Source organism: Octadecabacter algicola (assembly GCF_021532625.1).
GTDB classification, from domain to species: Bacteria; Pseudomonadota; Alphaproteobacteria; order Rhodobacterales; family Rhodobacteraceae; genus Octadecabacter; species Octadecabacter algicola.
Genome location: NZ_JAKGAR010000001.1, coordinates 225,051 through 245,351 on the forward strand (window position 1 = coordinate 225,051; position 20,301 = coordinate 245,351).

The 20,301-nt window shown below is 54.3% G+C and carries 18 protein-coding genes; 7 read left to right on the plus strand and 11 right to left on the minus strand.

Annotation, left to right across the window (positions count from 1 at the left end; translation table 11 throughout):
- Both L0666_RS01060 and L0666_RS01065 read right to left on the minus strand, forming a co-directional pair.
- Complete coding sequence (locus L0666_RS01060; protein ID WP_235257243.1) at positions 1 to 1,377, minus strand: protein adenylyltransferase SelO; 1,377 nt, start codon at positions 1,375 to 1,377, stop codon at positions 1 to 3.
- 14 nt (positions 1,378 to 1,391) lie between these two features.
- Positions 1,392 to 1,841: a GNAT family N-acetyltransferase gene (locus L0666_RS01065; RefSeq protein ID WP_235257245.1), complete on the minus strand. Its 450-nt coding sequence runs from the start codon at positions 1,839 to 1,841 to the stop codon at positions 1,392 to 1,394.
- Between the two features lie 233 nt (positions 1,842 to 2,074).
- Here L0666_RS01065 and purU point away from each other — a divergent pair, with 233 nt between their 5' ends.
- A complete protein-coding gene (purU, locus tag L0666_RS01070) occupies positions 2,075 to 2,959 on the plus strand; it encodes a formyltetrahydrofolate deformylase (protein ID WP_235257247.1) in 885 nt (294 codons plus the stop codon).
- On the opposite strand, the gene L0666_RS01075 is transcribed toward purU, so the two are convergent.
- The 3 genes from L0666_RS01075 to L0666_RS01085 all read right to left on the minus strand — a co-directional run bounded on the left by L0666_RS01075 (position 2,956) and on the right by L0666_RS01085 (position 5,407).
- Complete coding sequence (locus tag L0666_RS01075; RefSeq protein ID WP_235257249.1) at positions 2,956 to 3,894, minus strand: nucleoside hydrolase; 939 nt, start codon at positions 3,892 to 3,894, stop codon at positions 2,956 to 2,958. The genes purU and L0666_RS01075 overlap by 4 nt on opposite strands.
- A 137-nt stretch (positions 3,895 to 4,031) precedes the next feature.
- Positions 4,032 to 4,241, minus strand: coding sequence for a hypothetical protein (locus L0666_RS01080; RefSeq protein ID WP_235257251.1), 210 nt, complete (start codon positions 4,239 to 4,241; stop codon positions 4,032 to 4,034).
- Entirely contained in the window at positions 4,238 to 5,407 is a 1,170-nt protein-coding gene (locus L0666_RS01085) for an aromatic ring-hydroxylating oxygenase subunit alpha (protein WP_235257253.1), read from the minus strand. Before L0666_RS01085 ends, L0666_RS01080 begins: the two co-directional genes overlap by 4 nt.
- Positions 5,408 to 5,727: 320 nt before the next feature.
- Here L0666_RS01085 and L0666_RS01090 point away from each other — a divergent pair, with 320 nt between their 5' ends.
- Positions 5,728 to 5,982 (plus strand): EF-hand domain-containing protein, encoded by a 255-nt coding sequence (locus L0666_RS01090; protein ID WP_235257255.1) that lies wholly within the window; start codon positions 5,728 to 5,730, stop codon positions 5,980 to 5,982.
- A 198-nt stretch (positions 5,983 to 6,180) separates the two neighbouring features.
- On the opposite strand, the gene ilvN is transcribed toward L0666_RS01090, so the two are convergent.
- From ilvN to L0666_RS01105, 3 genes are all read right to left on the minus strand, one after another.
- A complete protein-coding gene (ilvN, locus tag L0666_RS01095) occupies positions 6,181 to 6,744 on the minus strand; it encodes an acetolactate synthase small subunit (RefSeq protein WP_235257257.1) in 564 nt (187 codons plus the stop codon).
- Positions 6,745 to 6,754: 10 nt separating this feature from the next.
- Positions 6,755 to 7,054: a fimbrillin family protein gene (locus L0666_RS01100; protein ID WP_235257259.1), complete on the minus strand. Its 300-nt coding sequence runs from the start codon at positions 7,052 to 7,054 to the stop codon at positions 6,755 to 6,757.
- A gap of 309 nt (positions 7,055 to 7,363) precedes the next feature.
- Positions 7,364 to 9,121 (minus strand): acetolactate synthase 3 large subunit, encoded by a 1,758-nt coding sequence (locus L0666_RS01105; RefSeq protein WP_235257261.1) that lies wholly within the window; start codon positions 9,119 to 9,121, stop codon positions 7,364 to 7,366.
- Between the two features lie 551 nt (positions 9,122 to 9,672).
- On the opposite strand from L0666_RS01105, the gene L0666_RS17220 reads away from it, so the two are divergent.
- Complete coding sequence (locus L0666_RS17220) at positions 9,673 to 10,899, plus strand: calcium-binding protein (RefSeq protein WP_272492148.1); 1,227 nt, start codon at positions 9,673 to 9,675, stop codon at positions 10,897 to 10,899.
- A gap of 4 nt (positions 10,900 to 10,903) precedes the next feature.
- Here the strand turns inward: L0666_RS17220 and L0666_RS01120 are convergent, their stop codons facing one another.
- A complete protein-coding gene (locus L0666_RS01120; RefSeq protein WP_235257263.1) occupies positions 10,904 to 11,572 on the minus strand; it encodes a response regulator transcription factor in 669 nt (222 codons plus the stop codon).
- Entirely contained in the window at positions 11,569 to 13,002 is a 1,434-nt protein-coding gene (locus L0666_RS01125; RefSeq protein WP_235257265.1) for a cache domain-containing protein, read from the minus strand. The genes L0666_RS01120 and L0666_RS01125 overlap by 4 nt, the downstream gene beginning before the upstream one ends.
- 245 nt (positions 13,003 to 13,247) lie before the next feature.
- Here L0666_RS01125 and L0666_RS01130 point away from each other — a divergent pair, with 245 nt between their 5' ends.
- The 4 genes from L0666_RS01130 to L0666_RS01145 all read left to right on the plus strand — a co-directional run bounded on the left by L0666_RS01130 (position 13,248) and on the right by L0666_RS01145 (position 19,040).
- Entirely contained in the window at positions 13,248 to 14,333 is a 1,086-nt protein-coding gene (locus L0666_RS01130; protein ID WP_235257267.1) for a TRAP transporter substrate-binding protein, read from the plus strand.
- Between the two features lie 123 nt (positions 14,334 to 14,456).
- Positions 14,457 to 15,515, plus strand: coding sequence for a TRAP transporter small permease subunit (locus tag L0666_RS01135; protein ID WP_235257269.1), 1,059 nt, complete (start codon positions 14,457 to 14,459; stop codon positions 15,513 to 15,515).
- Positions 15,515 to 17,866, plus strand: a complete 2,352-nt coding sequence (locus tag L0666_RS01140) for a TRAP transporter large permease (RefSeq protein WP_235257271.1) — start codon at positions 15,515 to 15,517, stop codon at positions 17,864 to 17,866. The genes L0666_RS01135 and L0666_RS01140 overlap by 1 nt, the downstream gene beginning before the upstream one ends.
- 514 nt (positions 17,867 to 18,380) lie before the next feature.
- Positions 18,381 to 19,040, plus strand: coding sequence for a PEP-CTERM sorting domain-containing protein (locus tag L0666_RS01145; protein ID WP_235257273.1), 660 nt, complete (start codon positions 18,381 to 18,383; stop codon positions 19,038 to 19,040).
- Positions 19,041 to 19,273: 233 nt separating this feature from the next.
- On the opposite strand, the gene L0666_RS01150 is transcribed toward L0666_RS01145, so the two are convergent.
- The gene (locus L0666_RS01150; protein WP_235257275.1) at positions 19,274 to 20,224 is read right to left on the minus strand and encodes an SDR family oxidoreductase; all 951 of its coding nucleotides are present in this window, start codon (positions 20,222 to 20,224) and stop codon (positions 19,274 to 19,276) included.
- Positions 20,225 to 20,301: the final 77 nt, after the last annotated feature.

The following is a 20,301-nucleotide window of genomic DNA, read 5'->3' on the forward strand; positions in this document are numbered from 1 at the left end:
TCAGGTGCCGCAGAAGGTCTGACGAACTTTTTCGTCTTCCTCGGGCGGGGTCGCAAAGTCGGCGTTCGGCGTGAAAGGCGATTTGAGCGCGGCGAGCATCGTGTGGAACGGCGCAAAATCACCCGCCGTGGCTGCCGTGATGGCCTGTTCGATCTTGTGGGTGCGTGGGATCACCTGTGGGTTGGTGGCTTTCCACACATCATCATTCGGTCCTGCCGCGCGCCATTTGGCGTACCAGTCGGGGAATGTCTTTTCCGTTTGATCCAGCACGTTAAATGTATTGGTAAAGTCCGCGTTCGCCTCAGACATAAGGGACAGCAGCTCTTTCACCAGCGCCGTTGTTTCGTCACTGGGCGCTAGCCCCAGTTTGGGTGCGAAAACCTTGGCCCATTCAGCCTCAAACAAATCGGGGAATGTGTTCAAAAGGGCTGTGAATTCTTCAATCGCCAAATCGGTATCTGGCATAAGGGCCACCAAAGACGTCGCAAACTGCGCAAGGTTCCAATGGGTTAGGGGGCCTTGGTTGCTATAGGCATACCGCCCGCGACGGTCGATGGAACTGAACACCGTATCGGGGTGGTAGTTGTCCATAAAGGCACAGGGCCCATAGTCGATGGTTTCCCCTGCAACCGAAACGTTGTCCGTGTTCATCACCCCGTGGATAAAGCCGACAGACATCCATTTGGCGACCAGTTCTATCTGACGCTGCATGACCTGTTTGATCAGGTCGGTCGGGCCAGTCGCTGTGGGGTAGTGGCGCTGGATCGTGTAGGTCATCAGGTCACGCAACCCGTCCACATCACTGCGTGCGGCGAAATACTGGAATGTCCCAACACGGATGTGAGAGGACGCAACGCGGGTCAAAACAGCCCCAGGCAGCGGACCTTGTTCGCGCAAGACGGGATCGCCCGTCAGCACCGCTGCGAGTGCTTTTGTGGTCGGTATATCGAGGGCCTGCATAGCACAGCTCATCAAGTATTCGCGCAGCACTGGGCCAACCCATGCGCGTCCGTCACCGTTACGCGAATAAGGTGTCGGGCCTGATCCCTTTAGCTGGATATCAACGCGCCCCAACGGGCTATCGATTTCGCCTAGATGCAGCGCGCGACCGTCCCCGAGTTGCGGTGAGAAGCCGCCGAATTGATGGCCTGCATAGACCTGCGCAAACGGGGTCGATCCCGCAAGGGCTTCGTTACCCGAAAAGATATCGGCGGCGTCTTCGTCGCTCATATCGGACGTATCAATTCCTAACTCAGCAGCGAGGTCATGGTTGAACACAATAAGAGATGGCGCGCTGACAGGTGTTGCGGCGTGCTTGGAATAAAACCGGTCCGGCAATGTCAGGTATGTGGTGTCAAACGGCAGGGTCAGGGACATGTTAGCACCTTTGATCAGAGGACGCGGGTCATCAGGGAATAGCGATCGCGCATTTTGAAATGGGCGCGGCTATACAGCCGCTGAGTGGCTTCGTCATCGCGATCTACTTCAAGGTGAAGCGCCGTTACACCGACGTCGCTTAGGCTTTTGGCGATTTCGGACAGAACCTCGGAGGCGATCCCGCGTTTTCGCACGTTGGGCCGGATGTAAAGCTCATCCACAAAGGCATCCATGCCGCCCATCTCCATGGACCAGCCAAACGTGATAATGATGTAGCCCGTGGGTGCTTTGGCGAGGCCAAACAGCCACGCAGCACCCAAGGGTGACCCCTGTAGCAGCGGCATTAATGCCGCTTCGCGTTGTTCATCCGTTCGGTCAATCCCGACCTCGGAGTGAAAGTCCCCGATCAGCTTGAGAAGGCGGGGCGCATCATCGGGCGCAGCAAGGTGGATCGCGGTGGTCATATCGGCGCCTTTGTCTGTTCGAAACGTATCTAGTGCCTCACGGGGCAAATGGGTAGGGCCACACGCCGTTTGCCTAGGCCAAGCGGCGCTTATTTTTGCGCCACCGCATTGCGAAATTGAGCCATCTAAAAGGATTCCAGGGCATGGCTGCGCCAATCTCCCTTGACGCGGTCAAAGACGTCGGAAACAAGCCCTTATAGACACTATTCCTCTTTCTTCGACTGGATACGTTCATGAGCACCTACGCCCTTACTGTCACTTGCCAATCCACCCGTGGAATTGTTGCTGCTATCGCCAATTACCTTGCCGATCAGGGCTGCAATATTACGGACTCAGCGCAGTATGATGACCAAGAGACTGGCAACTTCTTTATGCGCGTTAGTTTTGAAACGGGCGAGGGTGCTGATCTGGCCAAGATGGCAGCGGATTTTGCAAGCACCGCGACGCCGTTTGATATGACTTATGAATTCCACGACGAAGCCGTGAAGATGAAAGTGATCATCATGGTTTCACGCTTTGGTCACTGCCTGAACGATCTGTTGTATCGCTGGCGCATCGGCGCGTTGCCGATTGATATCGTTGCTGTGATTTCGAACCACATGGATTACCAAAAGGTCGTCGTAAACAACGACATCCCGTTCCACTGCATCAAAGTCACGAAAGAAAACAAGCCGGAGGCTGAAGCACGGATTATGTCTGTGGTTGAAGACACCGAGGCCGACCTGATCGTTCTGGCCCGCTACATGCAAATCCTGTCAGATGACATGTGCCAGAAAATGTCCGGTAAAATTATCAACATCCACCACTCATTCTTGCCAAGCTTCAAGGGTGCGAACCCATACAAACAGGCGTACGAGCGCGGCGTGAAACTGATTGGTGCGACATCACACTATGTGACGGCTGACTTGGACGAGGGCCCAATCATCGAACAAGACATTGTGCGCGTGACCCATGCACAATCGCCAAATGATTACGTGTCACTGGGCCGCGATGTTGAAAGTTCGGTACTGGCGCGCGCCATTCACGCCCACATTCACCGCCGCGTGTTTATAAACGGCAGCAAAACGGTCGTGTTCCCCGCATCCCCGGGGTCTTTCGCGTCGGAACGGATGGGTTAACCCAACCGCGCCAAGCGTTCCGTTAGAAGATCAAAAAAGCCGTCCGCGTCCAGATCTCCCATAAAGGTGCAATTCGGGGCGCGGTCGCTGACACGCCACCAGTCGGCAACTGTGGCGCCCATTGTCAGCTCAGACGTTGTTTCGATTTCGACATTGATATGTCGGCCGGTGAACAGGTCTGGTTTGATAAGGTAGGCGATGACCGTCGGGTCATGCAGCGGTGCGCCCTCAGAGCCATATTTTTCTTTGTCGAACCGTTCAAAGAAATCCGTCCACGCCGCGACCATATCGCCAACATGAGTACCCATTGATCGAAAGCCTGCGATGTGATCGGCCGTGGTCAGCGCTTTGTGGGTCACATCCAAAGGCATGACTGTTAGCGGAACGCCCGCGCGGAACACAATATCCGCCGCCTGTGGATCGACATAAATATTGAACTCTGCGGCAGGGGTGATGTTACCACCTTCGAAATAACCACCGCCCATAAGGACGATTTCCTCAATCGCATTTATAATGTCTGGGGCCCGTTGCAACGCTGTCGCGATATTCGTCAACGGCCCAAGTGGGCAGAGCGTCACCGAATTGGCAGGCGCCGCGCGCAACGTCTCGATGATCCAATCCACGGCGTGCTGGTCCTGAAGCGGCATAACAGGATCATTTAGTTGCGGCCCATCAAGGCCGGTTTTTCCGTGCACATGTTCTGCGGTGACCAGCTTACGGCCCATGGGTGCATCACAACCCGCAAAGACCAGTGTTTCAGGTTTGCCCGCAAGTTCACAAACAATACGCGCGTTCTTTTGGGTCAAGGGCAACGGGACATTGCCTGCAACTGCCGTAATACCCAACACGTTCACTTCCGGTGAGGCAAACGCCAGCAGGATCGCGACCGCATCGTCTTGGCCGGGGTCCGTGTCGATTATGATATTACGGGGCATATTTGGTCCTGATCCATTGTTGTGACCCATACCTAAGCGGCGATTGCCAAAAGGAAAACCCGCCATCCCCTGTCATTGTTCCAAATACACTTCGGGGGAGCCCGCACGACGGGCGCTGGCTCCCAAACGCCTAAAATCTAGACACGACCGTGCATTGCAAGACGGGCGTGAAGGTGGGGAGCATCCTTATGGCCCAGCTCAAGCGCAAAGACGTAGGCGTGGGTCAGGTAGAAACACGCACCATCAAGACTGACCGCTTCATCGGCGGCTTGTTCGTATAACGAAACCAGCGCAGCTTTGTCATCTTGCGCGTGCGCCGCCAGAAGCTGGGCGTCCAGTTTGCTCATCCGTCAGCAGTCGCGCCCATTTTCGCGGCGACCCAATCATGAAAACAATGGGTTGGGCCGTCCATTGCTGGAGAAAATCGTCCACCATCAAACCCAGGGGCTGCGCGGCCGCGTTGCATTCCTTCGACCACGCTGATGTCTTCTTCGAAAATCTCTTTCCACTGCGCGGTGTTGCGCATCCTTAGGTCGTCATCCGTTTGAGGAGATGCGTAGTAAAGGTGCACGTGCTCAATTGTGCGATCCCGCGCGATCGGTTCCAGAATGATCGCATAGGCATGTTCGCGCTGCGCTGCCAAAAGCACGTTGGGATAAAGGCAGATGTATTCCGCGCCTTCATTCCATTTGTCGCTCAGGCCCTCAAAGTCAGGGAAGGTCGTGCCATCTTCCGCCGTTAGCTGGCGATAGACGAGCGTTCCCTGACCGCTAAACGCACCGCTTGATGTGTTGGCAATCGGCTTTTCGATATTGTAGTGATCTTCCAGCCGCGAGTAGCTGTTTAAACCGGGGTGGATCCACGGCAGGTGATAGCTTTCGGCGAAATTCTCGACAGCCAGTTTCCAGTTGCACTGAACGTCCAAAGCAAAGGCGCTGTCATCTCCGCCGTGATATAAGGGTGCCGTGTTTTCGTGCCATCGGGCAATCAGGTCGGCGTTCACCACCTCAAAAGGTTCGGCTTGGCCGTCCAGATTGATAAAAACAACGTCCCGCCAGATGTGACTGCGCACTTCGATCAACCCGAGGTCTTCTTTGACGATGGCGTCGTGGGTATTATGTCCGGCCCCCCCCACATGGGGCGTCGACACGAGCGCGCCTTTGGTTGAATAACACCATGAATGATAGGGGCAGCGAATAGCGCCTTCGATTTTGCGCGCGGCATCAACAAGGATCATGCCACGATGGCGACAGATGTTTTGGAACACACGAACATCGCCGTCCTTGTCACGCAACAACAACAGCGGAATACCCAAAAACTCCATCGGTTTGGCGTCACCGTTCTCGGGCACATCCGCGCCGACAGCCAGCCCCGCCCATGAGCTATGCAGAACCGCTTTGGCTTCGGCGTCAAAGGTGGCCGGATCTGTGTAGTGTTCATTGGGAAGACCGTTTGCGGTGTCCACGTTGCGGCGCACTGCGTTTAAATCGTCTGTGGCGTGATCCTTGGCCATGACATGTCCTTTCCTGATGAGATTAGTGTGAGCGCTATTTCTTGGAGAGTCGTGTGATTTGGCGACATTCACGTTTCTCACCGCGACACATAAGGGGCATCTGGGCGACGAATTGCCAGAACACACCTGCGACATCGGCTAGGAGATGCGCAGTGCTGCAATGCGGCGTTGGACCGCCGAAGCGAAACAGGAAAACACGCGCGGGTTCGCACAAATGGGCTCACACCAACCGCTGAGATCGCATCACACTGAGGGCCTGATTACACCGATGGCACGGGACACGACCTTATGTGTTCCAACATGTCCAAAGGAGACACCAAATGCTAAAACTGACCAAATCGAGTTCTGTAATTGCACTTGTCACCATTGTAGGCACATCTGCCTTCGCACAGGATGTTGATCCCAACATCGACGTGAACGGCGACGGCTTTTACAGCTTCCCCGAAGTGAGCACGATTTATCCCGACGTCACCGCAGAGTCCTTTACCGAGCTCGATACAACAGGCGATGGCCTCTTGGATATGGCCGAAGTGGAAGCTGCTCAGGGCGCGGGTCTGCTGCCCGTGATGGAATAGGGCACAGCTTACAACTCACCCTCCCTTATCCCTTTGCATCAGGCTATTTTGTCATGATGCGGCAGGTCACGTCCCCCAAACGTGATGTGCACTTGCTCCTCGGCCCTGTGTGGTCGGGGGGCTTTTTTAATTGGGGGAGATTCGAAAACCAGCTGCTGGCGGGGGCCGCCAACAGTGTTGTTATCGGGGAAGGTGCCTTTATTTGCCGCCGCGCGACAGGGCGGCAACGCCGGTACGGGCCATTTCGACCAGCCCAATCGGGCGCATCAGCTCGGCGAAGGCATCGATCTTGCCCACGTCGCCTGTGATTTCAAACACAAAGCTGTCCAGCGTGGAATCCACGACATTTGCACGGAATACATCGGCCAGACGTAGGGCTTCGACGCGGTCATCGCCTTTGCCTTGGACCTTGAACAGGGCCAGTTCGCGCTCGACCGCTTTGCCTTCGACAGTCAAATCATGAACTTCACGAACGGAAATGATGCGGCCCAATTGCGCAGTGATCTGGTTGATCGTCTGCGGGGTACCTGTGGTTACGACCGTGATGCGGGACAAATGTCCTGTGTGGTCGACTTCTGCGACAGTCAGGCTTTCGATGTTGTAGCCACGACCGGAAAACAAACCGATGACGCGGGCCAGAACACCTGGTTCGTTTTCGACCAGAACGGCCAGCGTGTGACGTTCTTCTACGTCTGAAAAGTTCGGGCGCAGGTTGTATGCCGAATGAGAGGTGGAACCTTTTTTGAGGTTTAGAGGGGACATGGTGAGATCCTTATTCGGGGCATGCCATAGAGGCATAATAGGTGTTTGTGATACCGTCTTTGACGATGTCTTCGACGGTGCAACCGGTGACACGTTCTGCTGCAAGACCTGCGTTGACGATCAATACGGCCGGATTGGTGCGGCCGGTTTCGAAGTTCTGCACAGTCACGCCGCGGTCGGTCTGGCTGACCGTAAAGGCGTTGCCGTTTACAGTGATGGCCTCACCGGGCATGGCGCTTGCGACGATCTCGCCGGAACAGGCTGAGAGGGTAAGGAATGCGAGAAGCGACAATGGCATTTGAACTTTCATGATGTCCTCCCATTCAGTTCAGTTTTGAGTTCAATGATGACCTGAGCTACGTGTTTGCGTTCGCTTTGTGAAAGCTCTGCCGAGTCTTTGAAGTTTTCAAGCAGGGCTAAGAAGCTAGCCAATGTGTCCAAAGACATTGTGTCAGCGTGAATTGCGCGAAGCCCGATCTCGTAAGGAAGAAAGACATCCTGCCACAGTGGGTCCGATTCGCATTGAGTTGGTTTCGCGAAGGTTCTGAGCTGGCCCATCATCGAGATGTTCCAACTTAGAGGGACGTCCAAATGAGACACTGAAATCAGCCCCATGAGATCATACCAACACCGAACCCTTAGCGTCGATCACGCCTTGGGTTTCCGCATCGCCCAGCAGCATATCGTTGTGGGCTTTGCCCGATGGGATCATCGGGAAGCAGTTTTCGTGTTTCTCAACGAGGCAGTCAAACAAGACGGGGCCGTCGTGGTTCAGCATTTCCATGATTGCATCGTCCAGATCGGCGGGATCGGAACACAGGATACCCTTGGCACCAAAGGCTTCTGCCAGCTTTACAAAGTCAGGCAGGCTTTCGGACCAGCTTGAGCTATAGCGCTCACCGTGCAGCAATTCCTGCCACTGGCGCACCATGCCCAATCGTTCGTTGTTCAGGATAAACTGTTTGACGGGCAGGCGGTACTGAACGGCTGTACCCATTTCCTGCATGTTCATCAGCCAGCTTGCTTCACCGGCAATGTTGATAACCAGCGCATCAGGGTGCGCCATCTGCACACCGATAGACGCTGGATGGCCGTAGCCCATCGTTCCCAGACCACCAGACGTCATCCAATGGTTCGGTTCTTCAAAGCCCAAGTATTGCGCAGCCCACATCTGGTGCTGGCCAACTTCGGTGGTGATGTAGCGATCCTTGCGGTCCTTTGTCAGGGCTTCAAGACGCGCCAACGCGTGCTGAGGTTTAATGGTCTCTTTTTCTTGCGTGTAGGCCAAGCAATTGATTTTCTGCCAAGTCTTAATCTGTTCCCACCACTTTGCGACGCTTTCTGCGTTGGTCTTACGACCGCGGGATTTCCAGACTTTCAGGATGTCTTCAAGAACATGGGCGACGTCGCCGATCACGGGAATGTCGGTGCGGATCACTTTGTTGATCGAACTTGGATCAATATCGATATGGGCTTTGATCGAATTCGGGCTGAATTTGTCGATCACGCCGGTAATACGGTCATCAAAACGTGCGCCGATGTTGATCATCAGATCACAGTCATGCATCGCCATGTTGGCTTCGTATAGACCGTGCATACCCAGCATACCCAGCCAGTTGTCGCCAGATGCAGGATAAGCGCCCAGACCCATTAGTGTAGATGTAATCGGGAAGCCCGTTGCGCCAACCAGCTCGCGCAACAGCTGTGACGCCGCCGGACCAGAGTTGATGACGCCACCACCTGTGTAGAACAGCGGCTTCTTGGCTTTTTCCAAAGCGGCAACCAGATCGGTGATACCTTCGATGTCGCCCTTAACCTGTGGTTGGTAGTGGGACTGTTTCGGTGCCGGTTTGGAATACGTGCCAGATGCGAACTGAACATCTTTCGGGATGTCGATCAGCACAGGGCCGGGACGGCCGCTCGTGGCAACATGGAACGCTTCATGAATTGTTCCAGCCAAAGCGTCAGTTTCCTTCACCAGCCAGTTATGCTTGGTGCAGGGGCGGGTGATGCCAACGGTGTCGGCTTCCTGAAATGCATCGGACCCGATCATGAACGTCGGAACCTGACCCGTCAGAACGACGATTGGAATGGAGTCGAGCAGGGCATCCGTTAGGCCGGTAACCGCGTTCGTGGCACCGGGGCCAGACGTTACCAAAGCAACGCCCGGTTTTCCGGTTGAACGTGCATAGCCTTCGGCGGCGTGAACCGCACCTTGTTCATGGCGAACCAGAATGTGTTTGATCGAATTTTGCTGGAAAATCTCGTCATAGATCGGAAGGACAGCGCCGCCGGGATAGCCAAAGACTGTGTCCACGCCCTGATCAATCAAAGCTTGAACCAACATTTTCGCACCGGTCATCGTCTTAGCTGACATTGTCTTTGTATCCTTGTTTCAGCGTCGTTCGTTATCATGTCGCATAAAAAAGCCCCCGAAGTTTCGGAGGCGCATGGGAACCAATATGGTCTACCTTTACAGGCCCATGCGCGTCTCAATCACCACTAGAAGAATGCAAGGCATTCGAGTCTCCTTTTGCGTTGATCGGTTTATGCCGTTGTGGCGCAGGGGCGTCAACAGTCGGAATCGCAAAAATGTCGTTTGAGGGTGGGTTTTTGTAATTTTGTTAAAGCGACTGATCTCAAGTAGGGCCAGAAAACGAAATTGTACTGACAAAAATGGGAGGGGGCTGGCGCGATATATTGGAAACATCACAGCCGTTTGGGCATTGACGCTGATAGGGGAGGTTTGGCGTTTTACTGGACCGGTTCAGGAATTGGATTGTTTCGAATTGGGACGCAATGGAGTGTGAAGTCGTCCATTGTTGGAAATTAAAGATATTTTGACGTCCCACACCACTTCTAGGTTGTGCATCTGACTGGTTCCTGCACATCTTAATTCTGTTTTTTGTATCTGCCTTGGGGGGCATTATGACGCCTTTTGACACCTATATTGCTGAACGTACTGCGCTGGGAACAATGGTGCAGACTGCCATTGTGACAGCACCAAGCGGGGAACTGGTTTTGTTCTTCGTTGATCCGACTGGGTACCCAAATTCAGAAACGGGCGTTCACCGTTTATATCGCGCGATCATTATAGATGATGAAGTCCTCATCGTGGGCGCTGGCCCCGGTGTCGCCGATGGGTCTCTGTTGAATGTCGCGCTGACTCCACAGGGCCCGGCGGTCGAGTACGAGTTCTATCGAGGCGGTGTTTTTCAAGTGACAGTGTTGCCGTCGTCTGGAGGGAGCTATCCAAGCTTCAACACAAACGAAGTAGAGGGCTATACCGTGGTTAACCCCGATGCTGGTCTGGCGATTTTCGGGGACGGGGGGCGCGATGATCTGATTGGAACTGACCTTGACGATGTGATGCGCGGCAATGGCAGCAAGGACACCATCGACGGTGGCGCTGGCGACGATTTAATTTATGGCGGTAACGGCGCGGACTTGTTGGATGGCGGGGACGGCGATGACAGCATTTTCGGTAACATTGGTGTTGACGTTATCGAGGGCGGCAATGGTGATGACTACATCCACGGCGGGGACAATAGCGATGAAATATTTGGCGGCGCTGACGACGATCTGATTTTCGGCGGAAATGCCAACGATCGAATTTGGGGCGGCACAGGCGACGACGATCTGCGCGGTGGTCAGGGCTCGGACTATATATCAGGCGGAGACGGGAACGACGTGATACGTGGCAACGCAGGTAGCGATATTATGATCGGGGGCAAAGGCAACGATTTGCTTCAAGGCGCTTCTGGAAACGACAAATTCTATGGGGGCGCCGGAAATGATACTCTGAAGGGGGGCTCGGGCGACGATACCTTAGAGGGACAAGCTGGGAATGACTTCATTTACGGCGGCAGCGGCAAGGATCTTCTATATGCTGCGAGTGGGGATGATGTGCTCTCTGGTGGCGAAGGCGTGGATGAGTTTTACTTCAGTGGCGGTACTGACGTTCTTAAGGATTTTGAGGCTGACCTCGAAACGGTCTACCTGTCTGTGAACGGTGCAGAATCTTATACACCAAGCTTTTCACAAGTCGGTAGAGACGTCGTAATCTCCTATGAAAACTTCTCGCATGGTGCGTCAGAACTAACACTGGAAAACGTATTGCTGTCGGACCTTACAGACGAGAACATTCTTTACTAATTCATTAACCCAAACGACCAGTGCCTTGCAGAACGCCATGTTCCATTGCGTAGCGGGTCAGTCCTGCGGTGCTGCTGATGCCCAGTTTGCGTTTGATATTCTTGCGGTGGGTTTCCACCGTGCGCACGGAGATATGGAGCCCCTCGGCGACGTCTTTGTTGGACTTGCCCTGCGCCAGTTCGAGCAGGATTTCTTGCTCGCGGGATGTCAGTGGTTCGCGGCCATCGGTCGTGCGTGGTTTGAGTGAGCCGCGCGCGCCAGTGCACAGGTACTCGCCGCCGCCTAGAACGGTATCGATCGCAGTCTTGATTTCTTCCGTCGGTACGTCTTTTAGGACGTAGCCCTTTGCGCCGTGGTTCAATGCGGTGGAAATGTATTCAGGGCTATCGTGCATAGACAGAATAAGGATGTGTGTCTGGGGTCTACGTTCAAGGATGATCTCAATCGCGGAAAGACCACTTACACCGGGCATGTTCAGGTCAAGCAACATCACGTCGGGCGACAGGTCCTGTACCTGGTCGATTGCGTCTTGACCGTTGCTGAGCACGCCAACGATCTCCAGATCATCGTAGGTTTCAAGAATGGCTTGAATGCCCTCAGCGACCATGGGGTGATCATCAACGATCACAACGCGGGTCGGGGTGGTAAGGTCGGGCGATGAAAGCGCGGTCATGTCGGTGTCTGTCCTGTGTCTGTCGTGGTTGCTGTGGTGGGGCGCAACATGTGGCTAAGTGGTATCATAGCAAGGATCGTGGTCCCAGTGCGCGAAGATGTGATTTCCAAGGAGCCGTCCAGCTGTTCCATGCGTTCAGCCATATTGCGTAGGCCCAGTCCCGGATTGTTGCTGCGCCCTTGTGGTATGCCGCGACCATTGTCAGAAATGCGCATTACGGCCCCTTTGCGGCTTCCGGTCAGGGTGAGGGCGACTTCGCTGGCACCGGCGTGGCGCTCGATATTGGTCAGGGCTTCTTGTGCAACACGGTAAAGTGCAATGCGACCTTCTTCGTCCAAGCGGCCGCGAAACACGACTGTTTCAAAATCAACGGTTATCCCAGTTCGCGTGCTGAATTCACTGGTTAGCGACTGAAGCGCTGGGCCAAGCCCGAGGTCATCGAGCACACCAGGGCGCAAGTCCCGTGAGATGCGGCGCACCTCTTGGATCGCGCCCCCAAGGCTATCGATCCCTTTATCAAGGCTTTCGCCCGCGCGATCATCGCCTTTTGTCAAACGACGGCGGGCCAGTTCAAGAGCATAGCGCACGGACACAAGGATCTGGCTGATCCCGTCGTGAAGTTCACGGGCCACGCGGCTGCGTTCTTCTTCTTGGGTATCGATAATGCGCTCGGTCAGCTGTTTGAGTTTCGCATCCGCTAGGCGGCGTTCACGAATGTTGAACATCATCCCTGATCCAAAGACGATGATCAGCGCGGCAATCGTCACCAGCAGAATGTAAAAGGTGGTCTGTTGGATGCGGGCCTCAACGTCTGCACGTGCGGCAGCAACAGTTTCTAGAACATCGTCGATGAAAATCCCTGTGCCGATGGCCCACCGCCAATCTTGCAAGCCGCTGACGATAACAATCATCGGGGCTGCTTCGCCGGTGGAGGGCTTGAGCCAGTCGATTTCATGGTAGCCGCCCCCCGAACGTGCAAGGCGAACTATTTCATCGGTAATCATCACCCCGTTTCGATCCTGAAGCCCTGACCAGTTTTCACCGATCAGGTCTGTTTGGCGTGGTGCCACAAGGTTGTTGCCGTCGTAGTCGAACACGAAGAAATATCCGTCCTGTCCATAGATCATCGCGGACAAGATGCGGGTGACTTCAAGCTTGGCTTGTTCGTCATCAGGGGCGGCGCGCCCGTATATGTTCACAAAAGCGGTCCGTGCCAGTGACATATAGTTGCGAAGCTCTGCGCGTTTTGCGTCGATCAATTGGGTTTCGAGCGCGCGGATTTCGCGTTCCGCCAACTGGCGCGATTGGCCTGCCACGATCAATGTGATGATGGTCACACAAAGCAACAACGGCACGGTCGCCAGCAAGAACAGCTTTTGGCCGTAGTTGGGCGAGAGGCGTTGGCGCAGGTTTGAAAACAGGGATCGCATGGCGCGAATCGTTAACTTGCTTTGGCGGCACTTGGTAGGGCTGGTTGGCACGTATGGCCCCTCTAATGGGCCTGTTAGCGCAACCAAATGGCCGTAACTGGTCAGATTTGCTTACAATTTCAGCCGTTCTACGGGTCAGTGGGTATTTCGCATATCAAAATGAAAGAGTAACGTTCGAGGACTTGAAACGATCTGCCGACCCTTGGGAGAGGGAAGGCGCCTAATTCCATGGGAGGAAATAACATATGGATCGTCGTTCTTTTCTAAAGAATTCCGCACTTGGTGGCACAGCCGCCGCAGCGACAACTCTTGCTGCACCTGCGTACGCTCAAGGCAACCGCACACTGACAATGGTAACAACGTGGGGCCGTGGCCTTGCGGGTGTTCACGATGCAGCGCAACGCGCAGCTGACACGATCACAGCAATGTCTGATGGCACTTTGACCATCGACCTGAAAGCTGCTGGCGAACTTGTTGGCGCATTCGAAGTGTTTGACGCGGTTACATCCGGGCAAGCAGACATGTACCACGGCGCTGACTATTACTTCGTAGGTCAGCACCCTGCATATGCATTCTTCACATCCGTACCATTCGGCATGTCCCCACAGGAACTGATGAACTGGTACTACAACGGTGAAGGCCACGATCTGCACTCCGAGCTGGGTGAAATCTTTGGTCTGAAATCCTTCCTCGCAGGTAACACTGGCCCACAGGCTGGTGGTTGGTTCTCGAGCGAGATCACAGGCCCAGAAGACTTCCAAGGTCTGAAGTTCCGTATGCCTGGCCTCGGTGGTCAAGCTCTTGGTAACATGGGTGCTTCCATCCAGAACCTTCCAGGTGCTGAAGTGTACCAAGCCCTCGCATCCGGCGCCATCGACGGCACCGAGTGGATCGGCCCATGGGCTGATGAAAAGGCTGGTTTCCAAGAAATCACCAAGTTCTACTACACAGCGGGTATGCACGAGCCGGGCGCAGGCCTGTCCTTGGCGACAAACCTTGACGTGTTCAACGAGCTGTCCCCAGCGCACCAGAAGATCGTCGAGATCGCATCTGGCGAAGCACACCAGTGGAACCTTGCTCAGTTCATGAACAACAACGGTGCGGCGCTTGAGCGTCTGCAAGCCGGTGGTGTTAAGGTTCTGGAATTCCCTGACTCTGTTTGGGATGCGATGGGCGTTGCTGCTTCTGAAACTATGGACCAGTACGCTGGTGATGAACTGTATGACCGTGTTCGCGCGTCCTACAACGCTTCCATGGCTGCGTCTTCTTCCTGGATTTCCAAATCCGAAGGTGCGTACCGCACACAGCGTGACCGCGTAATGGGCGGCTAAGCCCGTGCGCTGGTCTATTTGACCGGCAATAAGAAAAGGGGCCCCGCCGGAAACGGCGGGGCTTTCTCCTCACTGGTTTGGGATCGGTGAGCATAATTCAAGACCACGAATGGGGGCAGGGACATGGAAGAAGACGCCGCGCAAGAGGGCTTCTGGGCATCCTACGAAAACGGATTTACGGTTTGGGTTGAACGGCTTCAGGGGAATGTCCCTGAAGGAGCGGACCCCATAGAACCCGCAGCGACAGTATTGGGCGCAATTTGGAACAGCCTTGTTTGGTTCTTCGCCAATATTCTTGAAGCATTTTACAACATTGCTTACGCAGTAACGCACCCCGCCGAATGGCTGGCATGGTTGCCTTATGTGAATGGCAATATGCCAGATGCGGCTGTGAAGGAATCGCTGATGCGGTTCATTTACTTTGGCGGTTCGGTTGAGTTGTTCTTTGCAGTATTCAGCATCTTCTTACTGGTGACGATCGCTGCGTTTTCATACCGCCCGTTTATGTGGGGTTGTGTGCGCGCGCTGGAGGGTTTTGCCAACACGGTCGGGCGTTTCTTTGCGTGGTCGGGTTTGTTGATGGTGCTGATCCAAGTGGTGATCATCTTCATGCAGCGCGTGTTCGCGGTGTCTGAGATTTCCATCGGGTTCGGCATGGCGATCACCCACGACGTAAGCTGGTGGGCCGAAAGCCTGAAGCTCTATAATGCTATGATTGTCTGCCTTTGTGTGACCTATACGTTCGTTCAAGGCAGCCACGTGCGGGTCGATTTGGTCTATTCCGCTGTCAGCCACCGTACGAAACGTGTGATCGATATGATCGGGTCCATCATCTTTATGGTGCCTGCCGCAGTCCTGACGTGGATGTATGGCTGGTATTTCCTGTGGCGGCATATGGTGGTGCCGAACCCATCGGCCTCAGACAGCCTTGATCGCCTGATCACTAAGGCACGGGCTCTGCGTTGGAACATCGAAACAATCGGCTTCAGCCCGAACGGGTTTAACGCCTACTTCCTATTTAAAATCTTGCTTGTGACCTTCACTGCGCTGGTCTTGCTGCAAGCGGTCGCGTTCTTCTACCGCTCCTATCTGGAACTGGTCGAAGGAGAAGGCAGCGTAGGTAAACACCTAGACCGTGATAGCCTTGGCGAAGGCCAAGAAGCATTTGAGGGGACACACTAATGCTCTTTGGTTTGGACGGGGTCGAAATTGGCCTTATCATCGTATTCCTGTGCCTATTCGGCGGGATTTTGTCAGGTTTTCCAGTGGCGTTTGCCATTGGTGGCGCGGCGGTTATTTCATTCGCTATTATCGCGGCGCTGGATTCAGGCGGTTATCTGATCCACCAAGCGATTGATAAAGGGTCAGCTGAATACGCAGCCCTGATTGCAGATGGGGTGAGGGCGGACGCGATATCGACCTTCAGGTTCCCTGATTTACCGCGAATTGCAGAAAATGTTTTTGTGGGTGGTTGGGAAACGGCCTTGGACCGCAACCTGTCGTTTGTTGTGAACCGGATGAACGAACGTGTTCTTGCGGGGCAGTCGATTGAAACGCTGCTAGCGGTTGTGATGTTCGTCCTGATGGGCATTACCTTGGAACGCTCCAAAATCGCCGATGATCTGCTGACAACAATGTCGCGGGTGTTCGGTCCATTGCCGGGCGGTCTGGCTGTGTCGGTTGTTGTTGTGGGGGCGTTCTTGGCGGCCTCTACAGGGATTGTAGGCGCGACGGTTGTGACGATGGGCCTTTTGTCCCTGCCAACCATGTTGCGTGCCGGCTATTCAAAAGAACTCGCGACGGGTGTTATCGCTGCGTCCGGGACTTTGGGGCAGATCATTCCTCCATCTATTGTTATCGTGCTTCTGGGCACGTTGGCGGGTGACCTTTATTCGGCAGCCCAAGAAGAACGTGCGCAGTTGGTCGGGTGTTCTGATGCCTTGACCTATCTTGGTGAACCTGCGGTGGTTTCGGTTGGGACGTTGTTCCAAGCGGCGCTGTTGCCGGGTATATTGCTAGCGTTTCTTTATGCGGCTTACGCTTTCGGGTTTGCGATGTTGAACCCACACAAAGCACCTGCTGTTGATGTAGGTGGCGGTACGGGTGAACCCATCACACGCAACGAAGGGCTGACATGGTTCCTTGCTGTGCCTGGTGGTCTGATCATTGCTCTGGTGTTCTTGATGAACCTCGGCGTTGTCGGCAGCCAGTCTGTGATCGTCGATAGCTTTACCGATGCAGGTCAAACGGCCAGCTTGCGGACAGGCGTATCGGATGAATGTGCGGCGGCAATGCTTGAACTGCACGGCGAAGAAGCATGGAGCGCTGCATTGGCTGAGCAAGCGGCAATCGACGACGCTGGTGGCGTCGCAGAAGCCCGTGCGCTAAGCGAAGAAGAACGCTCTGCGTTGATCGCCCAGAAGGTCGATGACGCGCCGGTTATCGGTACGGGCATCGCTGTTATGGCACTGCTGCTCGCGTTGATCCTGACAACTGCACGTGGGGTTGCACCTAGCGCTGATCCCACACCACTTCTGATTGGTGGTGTCGGAGTCGTGCTGATCTTGCTGGCTGATGTCGGGCTGATTAATCCGCTGACGACGCCAGGGGTGACGACTTTGATTATCATCCTGCCGTTGTTGCTGGTGTGCTGGACATTGATTCCAGCCATGGGGCGCCTTGCCAAAAACGATCTGCTGCGCGTGGTCTTCCCACCGCTGGTTTTGATCGTGGCTGTGCTGGGGTCAATCCTTGGTGGGATCACCAACCCGACGCCTGCGGCTGCACTTGGTGCGGCAGGGGCGATCATGTTGGCGGCCTATCGCAAGCTTGCGGATGATGAAAAGTCGGGCAAGATCATCTTGCTGGCCACAGGCGCGATTGCGCTGTTGCTTATTGTCGGGGTGAACTTTGACATGCGTATCGGCCAAGAGGACGTGGCATTTGAAGACTATATCGCCTTCCTCTTCGCGTTCTCGATGTTCTTGTTTGCGATGTTCGGTCTGCTTTATGCTTGTACAGTGTTGTGGCTTGGCGGCATCCTGACGCCAGTTGTGCGCGAAACTGCAAAAGTGACGAGCATGGTGTTCACCATCCTCATCGGCTCTCAACTGTTGAACTTGGTCGTGATCTCGTTCGGTGGCGAACATTACATCCAGCAGTTCCTGCGCAGCTTTGACGAAGAATGGACTGTGTTCTTGATCGTTATGCTGGTGCTCTTCGTGCTGGGCTTCGTTCTCGACTTCCTTGAGATCATCTACATCGTTATCCCAATCGTTGGACCTGTCATCTACGGCGGCACGTTCGATCCGAAATGGGTAACAATCATGATCGCGGTGAACTTGCAGACATCGTTCCTGACACCACCATTCGGGTTCGCCTTGTTCTACCTGCGCGGGGTCGCCCCGAAAGAGGTCACAACTGGCCACATCTACCGCGGTGTCTTGCCATTCGTGCTGATCCAGGTCGGCGGCTTGCTGATCCTTGCACTGGTGCCAAGCATCGTGACGATCGTGCCAAACCTGCTGAACTGATCTTAGGGTCATAGGATTAGAAGAGGGCGCCTTAGTCGGGCGCCCTTTTTTCGATCTGTGTCTTGGCTATCAAGAATAGGGCGCGCCCCCCAAGTGAGGCACACATGTTTCTCAACCGATGTCTGCTGTGGGCAACGGACTAGCTTTGACAACTGTGATGCCATGACTTTTTCAAAGCCAAACCTGATACTGGCGTCACTCGCAGAGACACACCGTTCGAGCCAAAATCATTTGCAATTTCAAGCCGTACTGTTGTCGGAGTTGCAGACGTTGGCGATGAAAATTCACCAAAGTTGGATGGGCATGAGAGCATCAACTGGGACGGAAAATATGGAGTAATTACAGCCCCAATTATTAACCCTTTGTCGCCTCGCAACCTTGAGTTGCTTGAGGCGTGGCCGTTCAAATCATATAATAGCGTCTATAAATAGCTAATTTTTTAGTGCCAATTTCGGCAATTTCTGCACGACGACAAATATTTAAGTACGATTCGAAAATAGGGGATGAATAGATTATGTTTGGTAAAATTCGCGCACTGGTTGTGGCCTCCGTTTTAACTTCGGGGCTGGCAACAACCGCAACAGCCGCAACGATGACCTTCACAAATGCTGAAACGACGCCGTCAATGACGATGGTTGTTGATGACACTATTTCAGCGGGCAACTTGCGCTTTAGCCTTTCGACAACAGTTGGAACGGCAGACTTCTTAGGGCTTGCATTTAATTTCTCGGGGACGTCACTCAGTCAAAGCGATATATCTTTCGTTAGCGCGACAAGAGCGGACGACACCGCTAGCGTAATCGACCTAGAGCTGTTTGGCGACAACACCATGAGCCAAAACACCTGTGGCGGGGGCTGTAACTTTAATGGAGCCGGCAGCGCCACCTTGTTTGATTACATCATTCGCATTGGCGAAAACGGTGGCGGCGGACAGGGGGGTATCAATTTCGTGAAATCTGTCGTGTTTGATATTTCAACGACAGCTACCCTCGCAAACAGCCCGTTTTCAGGTTTTGCTGTGCGGGCGCAGAGCACCACCAATCCAGGTGGTAGTATTAAGACAAATTTGGTTCCCGACATTCCCGTAGTGCCAGTGCCTGCTAGTTTACCGCTGTTGGCGTTCGGATTAGTTGGAGCTGGTCTTTTGGCCCGCCGTCGAAAGGCGCGTTCCTGACCAAAGTTGTGACCGTGAAAAATCGATCAAAGCGCCTTTTCAGGCGCTTTTTTCTTGCGTGGCATTCAATCAAGCGATCTCCAATTTACTATCGGGTCCGATGCAGTATTTCCCACCGAGGCCGATATTGAATGTGCCCAAGGATACTTGCCACATGATGGGCCGAGTTAAACGGCCCATCGTTGTGTTTTCGGTTGCGGACCCGTCGTGGGCTGTGTGTCCGGTTCGGTTCGTTAAAGTTTCCACTCGAACCCTGTTGCCTCTTCCGAAACGCTCCAAAGCCGTTCGATGACTGGTTTGTCATAGGCGTGGGGATGCAGGGTGCCTTTGCCGACAGGGCCAACAAATTCCGCGCGGCCAGTGGGGCCGTATAGTGCGCGCTGTTCCAAACCTTCCTCGGTGGCGCACATGACCTCTGGCCATGATCCTTTTTCGGCCGATTGTGTGATTGGCAATTTGGTCATGATCCAGAACATGAACCGCGTAAGCCCGTTGCCACTATTCGTGATCAACGAGGTCCGCGATGAACCGGGGTGGCAGACATAGACCTTAACGTCTGTCTTGCCCGCCGCTGCCAGCTTGTCCTGCAGTTCGTAAGCAAACATCATCTGGGCCAGCTTGCTTTGAGAATAGGTTTTGTTCTGGTGGTAGTTCTTGTCCCAGTTCATGTCGTCAAACTGGATGGTTTTGATCCCCATATTATAGCCAAGGCTGCTGACGACGACGATGCGGCCTTTGGTTTCTTCGATCCGCTCAAACAACAGCCCGGCCAACAGAAAGTGGCCATAATGGTTGGTGCCAAGCATGCTTTCAAAACCATCGACAGTATGCTGTTGGGTCGGAACTTGTGCGATGGCGGCGTTGCACATCAGGGCGTCGATCCGCGGGACTGTCTTCAAGACCTCAGCAGCGGCTTCGCGCACGCTTGTCAATGAGGCAAGGTCCATCCGTATGAAGCTCACCGCAGCACCTTGGCCGAATTCGTTCTTAAGTTCGGCGATGGCCGTTTGCGACTTCTCGGACGAGCGGTTGAGCATCACAACCGATGCGTTTTTCTTTAGAAGCGTGCGCGCTGCCTGAAAGCCGGCTCCGCCGTTGGCGCCGGTGATGAGAAAGGTCTTGCCCTTGAGATCGCCGAGGCGCTCTGGGGTCCAGCCGTTTGGCCCGAATGTTTTGTCAGCCATCTTGATACTCCTTCCGGCAATTTCTGTATCGTTGAGTTCATCTTAAGAAAGTAAGTAACTCTCGATGCGGGTCCAAA